The following is a 6,874-nucleotide window of genomic DNA, read 5'->3' on the forward strand; positions in this document are numbered from 1 at the left end:
GAATTTTATCTGTCTCATTGTTGGACAGAACCCCTCTCGTAGATTTGCTCGGCAAAAGCGAACCTGCCGAGAAGTTACAAACTGTAAGAGAATTAAGTCTTAAATTTATTTAGTGGACACTAGTGATTCTTCTGCCTCCTATAAACTCTCCCCTAAGGGTGAGAACCGTAACAAGGCTTGGGTTGTATTATTGACATTGTTTGCAATTCGTAAAACAGCGAACATACAGATTTTAAGAAAACCCTCGAAATGAAATTACGAGGGCATAATAAGGTCAAAGAGTGAAAACGTCTAACGATGATGTTTATTTACAGCAATCTTCGTTCTTCTCACACAATTCCATGTTGAAGAACTCCGAAAACAACTGCTGAGCATACGCCCAGTTCTCGCGGTTGATGCAATACTTAACCTTAGGCGTTTCAATCTCACCTTGTATAAGTCCTGCATCTTTTAGAGCCGACAGATGTTGGCTTACAGTTGCCTTGGCAATAGGCAACTCCTCATGAATATCTCCGAAATAGCAAGTGTCCTGCTTCGCCAAGAACTTCATGATAGCGATACGAGCCGGATGACCAAGAGCCTTTGCAAATCCCGCCAACGTTTCCGTCTTTATACAATATTTCTTTTCTGCCATAATATGCGCTTGTTTTGGTTTTGGTCGCAAAATTACGAACAATATTTCAAACCACAAAACCTTTGTTCGTAATTTAACGATTTTTTAACACTGTAAGCCCCGGCATTGGTTGCTGGGGCTACTGATATTCCACTTACTTACGTTTCCTTGCCATATATTCTATTGCCAATACTTTCAGAGCTACAATATCTGATTGAACGTCCACCCTAAAATCATAATCATAAATGCAGCTGTGTCGAAAAAGAAGCCAATGTATTCAACATGAAGTTGGATAATACATATATTATAGTTACACCTCCAGTCAATATCGTTGTCCTTTGGTGTTTTAGATCACTTCAAAATAATTTTGGCACATTGACATAACTTTGTTGCGTATCAGGTCAAGTATGTCACTTGGACCGAGAACTTGAACGTCACTGCCTAAGGACAATATGTAATCAATCACATCATCGCTTCCAAAGGTATAAAGCGTAACCTTTGTTATGTCACATCCGTCGTTTTCTTCACTGTTATAGAAGAAACGTGTTTGTGATTGTATCTTCATCAGAGCAATGTTGTTTGCCATCAGAACGACCTCCTTCTTTGACTCTTCTCCTTTATGATATCTCAATTCTGGTGCCATAGAAATGGCTTTGTGCAATTTGAAGTATTTGTTCTGGACAAAGCGTTCACCTGTGTTCTCAACTTGTACAAATTCTGATACCATGTAATACTGATAAGCAGGTTCCCCTTCCATGCTAAGCATTTCAACACATGTTGAAGGGTACTCACCCTCTGTAATACTAATGATGAACCATTGATTTTGTCTAAGGACAAGGCCATAAGGGTTGATGCGTACAGGCATGTGCTTTCTTTTCTTGTAATCCCAAGTTATTGCAAGAAGTACCTGATGATTCTCTATTGCTTCCATTATAACATCCAAATATTCCATGTTGAAGTTTTGATCTATGGATATTCTTCTTCGGATGGAATCATGCTTATAAAGCAATGCATTCAAGGCCATAGCATTTGTTGACCATAGCAAAGGCGAATCATCGTAAAGGTCTGCTTTGTTACGGATGTAATACTTGTTTTTGTCATTGCCACCTGTTTCACACAATATCTCTATACCATACAGCTCTTTTATTCCTTCGCGGTAGCGGTTGAATGTTGTGCGAGAAAGAGGACAACCTTCCTCCATACGACTTGTTACCCATAATTCATTCAGTTTCGAAAAGCTGATATGACCATGGGACACGATAGTTGAGATGAACCATTGATAGAGTCGTATGGTTTCACTGACTTTTGTGCTTACAGATTCCTTTTTCATTCCTTCTTTGCATAATTGGGTACGTGCAAAGTTAGTGTAAATATTTGAAATAAGCAGAAAGTTTCAGAAACAATCCATGTTTTGTTAGGATTAAATAACATACTCTGTTATTCTTTGTCAACAAATGTACCGTTATTCGGTACAGTAACACGCTTTATGCATATAGACATTTTTTGTATTATACGCGTGTGCGCGTAGATTTTTGGGTATTAAAAAAGTTGTGTCTTATTCCATCTTTTATATATAACTTTGCCAAAAATTTGAAATAGACAGCAATAAACTTACAATAAATTCAACTATGGCAAACAAGGATAATTCAATTGTCATCATGACTCACAAGCAGCAGCATGAGCTCATAGAGTCGGCTGTTCGCAAAGCATTACGAGATTATCAATTACAGCACGAATTCAGAGACAATCAGACAAGACTTCTCACGGCAAAAGAGACACAACAGATGCTTGGTTGTTCTGCAACCACTTTGTGGCGATTAGGGAAGCTCCCCGATGGTGGATTATATCCAGTTCGTCTTGGTCCTCATAAGATAGCATATAAGTTGGATGACATAGAAGAGTACATTACCTCACAGAAAACATATAAGAGATAAAATTATGAAAGAGAAAATATTAAGCGTTTGTATCACGATACTGGGATCCTTTCCTAATGTAATCCCTTTCGCAGTAGAGTTTGCAATTTTTTTCATATCTGCTTTTGGAGCACTGGGTGTTGGATTGCAGCATAGTTTGGGATTCTCCATGACAATAGCATTATTCTTAGTGGGAGCTGTTGTATTGAACGGAGCCTTAGCTATTGCTTTACGTTTATCAAATTGGACAATAGTGAAATTTGCAACAATAGGGAAAAAATACGCTGCTCCATATATTATAAAGGATGTGCGTGAGACTTATGCCCACAACTCTCTTTCTGACAAGGCTAGAGCAGAAGTGCTTGCTTTGCTTAGGGAGTATGGAATGGATGGTTTGCCTGAAGATATAAAGAATTATATACGCAATCAACAGGCTTTGGAGGAAATGATCACGAGGCTTAGAAGAATTGAAGAAGATAGAATAAAGAAAAGAAACATCCTTGTTGAGGAATATACCAGGCTTTTCTTTGCCGGACGATTAGAGGACTACCGTTCATTGAATGAATCGATCATTCGATTTTTGGTATGCATGGACGCTGATATGCGCTATGAACAGCTTGCTTGCAATAAGTCATATTCTAAGGCAGACATTAGAGTGTTTTGTTCGAACGTACAACTGTTTTGTGAAATACCTGTCGATGTTATGGCAAAATTCCAAGAAAAGGTATTTGGTAACTGGTTCCCTAACACGTCATTGGATTCATTGATAAGCAATTTCAGCAAAACATCTTCAAGCAAATTCTCGAAAATATCTGATTCTGTCTCACTTGAGGAGATAGTTGAGGATATGAGAAGAACATGTAATCCGAATAATAATGAAAGCATATAAGGATAACAGTATTGACATCTGTAGCCTCTATTATAAAGAGGTAGGACATTTCCCTCCTTTGACTGCAGACAAGGAGAAGGAAATCCGCCATTCTGTTGTGAATGGAACCATGACTGCTCAGAAAGGACGAGAGTTGCTAATCAATGGCAATCTTCGACTTGTTGTGACTGTCGCAAAACGATATTCTGATAAAGGCGTGCCTTTAGAAGATTTAATCCAGGCTGGCAACATGGGGCTTATAGAAGCAGCCAATGCGTTTGACTGGAGTAGAGATGCATACTTCTCGTCCTATGCCACCCATTATATCAAGAAGGAGATATTCCTTTGCCTTCGTCATGCAAATGCAGTTGTACTTCCTGATAAAGAATATGCTCTTTACAAAAAATACGAGCAATACGTCAACAAGTATGGCATACCTCAAAATGAGGAGGCAATAACTCGTTGTGCAGAGTTTTTGGGAATAAGTATTGAGAAACTGGGCAAACTGGTAGATGGCGAAATCTGTACTCCTATCTGTGATGGTTTGACATACACTGATGATGATGGAATCACGAAGCAGGTTGACCTCCCTGACACTTCATACAATGAAGATACAATCTGTGACAATTGTGACTCCATGTCATTCGTTGAGAACACGACCAAAGAGCTTTCACGTAGAGAGAAAGATCTTCTTTTCCTTTACTATGGCATATCATGTCCCCAGATGAATTACGAGCAGATAGGCAAGAAGTATCGCAAGAACAAGCAGTGGGCACATCGTGAGGTGCAGAAGGTCTTAGGCAAACTGAAGACCTTGCCATCCTTACAAGCATTTGGACAGCGCAAGGCTGTTTAGAACAACGTTCTTCGCTTATACTTGTATATCATCCAACATACAGGATGTTATATTAGAGCCTCTAATCTAATCGTACTTTCCCAAAGTTTTGATAAAACATCATAAAACAATCCGAATTCTGATTTATGAAGACTTATCAACCCTTTGAAAAACTTATCAAAACACTGGCACAATCTTGTCACAACACAGCTTAAAGTGTTGACTCTCAGTGATGTGCTACTTAGAGGAAGTTAAGTAACGAACAAACAACTCTCTAATTATAACGGGTGCTGACGAACAATCAGTACCCGTTTTTTGTTGCCCAAAACAACACTAAAACGCTGTTCAATATAACGATAGCGTGGTACATGACACAAACATGCGCCACGCTATCCCGTTTTAAGGTTGGGTGATTATGGACGGAATGAAGCATTGATTATTTGTACCAATCTTGTACCAAACACTAAATGGTGACGATGTGAACATTAACAATGGTAATAATCAAATAATCAATGTATGGGATATAGTACTCTTAAAATACCGAAGGTATGCCCCTATTGCAAAAGCACTTTCTTAGCAAAAACGATCAAGACGGTGTATTGCAGTAGAGAATGTACATGTGCTGCGTACAAAGAAAGGCAGAAGAAGGAAAGAATATTGCAAGTTCAAATGGATTTGTTGAAGAGCGTCAAGAGTAATGGTGAAAACTATATTACCATAAAAGAGGCTATTCAAATATTCACTACATCTCGGAGTACTATTCGTAGAATGATATTGAAGCATCAAATTGAGTTTCGGAAAATCAGCTCACGAAAAACTTATGTTAGTGTTCAATCTTTAGAAGCATTGTTTCCATTAAGGCCCGAACCGCTTGTGATTGAGAAGAAAAAGAATCCTCACATATTCGACATGGATCCAGAACACTGTTATACTATCGGGGAAATCTCAAAGCGTTTCGAGGTTACTGACTATAGTGTATATAAGCATATTCGCCAATACTCTATTCCAATTAGACAAATTGGGAATTATGTATATGCTCCAAAAACGGAGATTGATAAATTGTACAATAATAAAAAGACTAATAAATGAAACACAATCCAACCAAATGTACAGTAAAGCTGCGGAAAAATGAAGAACGAGAAGTGTGGTATCTGTACATTGAATCTTACCCCGTTTTCGTCAATGGAGATCCACAACCCAAACGTATAAGAGAGTATCTAAACCGTTCGATAACAACGCCAATCTTTAACAAAAGTGCTGTTGCCCGTTCAAACGGGAAGGTTAGAACATACCAGCCTAGAAGAGACATAAATGGGGTGATAATATGCAGAACCGAGGTTGATAACGATGCTTGTAGATTTGCAGATCGAAGGAAAAATCAACTACAGCATGAATATGACAATGCCTATCTCTTCTCCGAAAGTGAGGCAGAACAAGTTCAACAGATGGAACGCTCGCAACAAGATTTCTTATCGTACTTTAATAAGATCATCTATTCCAATCATCCTAACGCCTCTAAATCAATACTAATAAATTGGAGGCGGGTTGCAGAACTAATTAAACTATTTGTAAAGGAAGATACACTTCCTTTTGCAAGTATCAACATTAAAATGCTGGAAGATTTCAAAAGGTTTCTTCTATCAGCACCCCAAGGAGGAAAGAAAAAAGGGCCTATTTCCCAAACAACAGCAAGTACATATTTTAGTATCTTTAAAGCAGCATTGAAGCAAGCATTTATTGATGATTATCTCACAACTGACCTTTCTGCAAAAGTAAAAAACATTCCCGTCAATAGTGTTAGACGAAATTACCTTACCGAAGTAGAACTTAATCAATTAGCAAATACACCGTGTGATATTCCTGTTCTTAAACGAGCCGCATTATTCTCCGCATTAACAGGTTTACGTCATTGTGACATACAGAAGATGCGTTGGAGTGAAATCCAAAAGGAGGGTGATAGCTATCGTCTAAATTTCACTCAGCAGAAAACCAAAGAAGTAGAGTATATGCCAATTAATGAGCAAGCCTACAAACTCTGTGGTACACCAAAAGAACCAAACCGTCTCGTATTTGAGGATCTTACCGATGCTGCATGGATTTCTAAGCCCCTGAAGCGTTGGTTAGAAGCAGCAGGAATAACAAGAAAGATTACTTTCCACTGCTTTAGACATACTTTTGCTACATTACAGTTAGCAAACGGCACTGACATCTATACCGTATCGAAGATGCTGGGGCATAAAGACGTTAAGACCACACAGATCTATGCAAAAGTAGTGAATGAAAAGAAGGAAAAAGCTGCTAACGCAATCAAGATAGATAGTCTATAATCTGGTACAAATAATCAATGCTTCATTCCGTCCATAATCACCCAACCTTAAAACGGGATAGCGTGGCGCATGTTTGTGTCATGTACCACGCTATCGTTATATTGAACAGCGTTTTAGTGTTGTTTTGGGCAACAAAAAACGGGTACTGATTGTTCGTCAGCACCCGTTATAATTAGAGAGTTGTTTGTTCGTTACTTAACCTCCTCATATCTAATCTGTGCTGACATATAATCAGTTATCAATATTTGGTACAAATTGGGGACAAAACAATCGGTTATTGTCCATCTTGACCTTAGTTTCAAAGAACACGCTGCAAAG

General features: G+C 38.4%; 6 protein-coding genes. 4 read left to right on the forward strand and 2 right to left on the reverse strand.

Annotation, left to right across the window (positions count from 1 at the left end):
• Positions 1-304 precede the first annotated feature (304 nt).
• Positions 305-634, reverse strand: a complete 330-nt coding sequence (locus CIK96_RS11310) for a helix-turn-helix transcriptional regulator (protein ID WP_094440631.1) — start codon at positions 632-634, stop codon at positions 305-307.
• 325 nt (positions 635-959) lie between these two features.
• Complete coding sequence (locus CIK96_RS11315; RefSeq protein WP_094440632.1) at positions 960-1,943, reverse strand: YafY family protein; 984 nt, start codon at positions 1,941-1,943, stop codon at positions 960-962.
• Between the two features lie 298 nt (positions 1,944-2,241).
• On the opposite strand from CIK96_RS11315, the gene CIK96_RS11320 reads away from it, so the two are divergent.
• The 4 genes from CIK96_RS11320 to CIK96_RS11340 all read left to right on the forward strand — a co-directional run bounded on the left by CIK96_RS11320 (position 2,242) and on the right by CIK96_RS11340 (position 6,556).
• Entirely contained in the window at positions 2,242-2,547 is a 306-nt protein-coding gene (locus CIK96_RS11320) for an AlpA family transcriptional regulator (protein ID WP_094440633.1), read from the forward strand.
• A 4-nt stretch (positions 2,548-2,551) separates the two neighbouring features.
• Complete coding sequence (locus tag CIK96_RS11325; protein WP_094440634.1) at positions 2,552-3,415, forward strand: hypothetical protein; 864 nt, start codon at positions 2,552-2,554, stop codon at positions 3,413-3,415.
• Positions 3,402-4,250: a sigma-70 family RNA polymerase sigma factor gene (locus CIK96_RS11330; protein WP_094440635.1), complete on the forward strand. Its 849-nt coding sequence runs from the start codon at positions 3,402-3,404 to the stop codon at positions 4,248-4,250. The genes CIK96_RS11325 and CIK96_RS11330 overlap by 14 nt, the downstream gene beginning before the upstream one ends.
• Positions 4,251-5,314: 1,064 nt before the next feature.
• On the forward strand, positions 5,315-6,556 hold the full coding sequence (locus CIK96_RS11340; RefSeq protein ID WP_094440637.1) for a site-specific integrase: 1,242 nt from the start codon (positions 5,315-5,317) through the stop codon (positions 6,554-6,556).
• Positions 6,557-6,874: the final 318 nt, after the last annotated feature.

Source organism: Prevotella sp. P4-98 (genome assembly GCF_002251405.1).
Classification (GTDB): Bacteria; Bacteroidota; Bacteroidia; order Bacteroidales; family Bacteroidaceae; genus Prevotella.

Coding starts and splice junctions, on each gene's coding strand:
- CIK96_RS11310 (WP_094440631.1), bottom strand. CDS start 634: ATGGCAGAAAAGAAATATTGTATAAAGACGGAAACGTTGGCGGGATTT.
- CIK96_RS11315 (WP_094440632.1), bottom strand. CDS start 1,943: ATGAAAAAGGAATCTGTAAGCACAAAAGTCAGTGAAACCATACGACTC.
- CIK96_RS11320 (WP_094440633.1), top strand. CDS start 2,242: ATGGCAAACAAGGATAATTCAATTGTCATCATGACTCACAAGCAGCAG.
- CIK96_RS11325 (WP_094440634.1), top strand. CDS start 2,552: ATGAAAGAGAAAATATTAAGCGTTTGTATCACGATACTGGGATCCTTT.
- CIK96_RS11330 (WP_094440635.1), top strand. CDS start 3,402: ATGAAAGCATATAAGGATAACAGTATTGACATCTGTAGCCTCTATTAT.
- CIK96_RS11340 (WP_094440637.1), top strand. CDS start 5,315: ATGAAACACAATCCAACCAAATGTACAGTAAAGCTGCGGAAAAATGAA.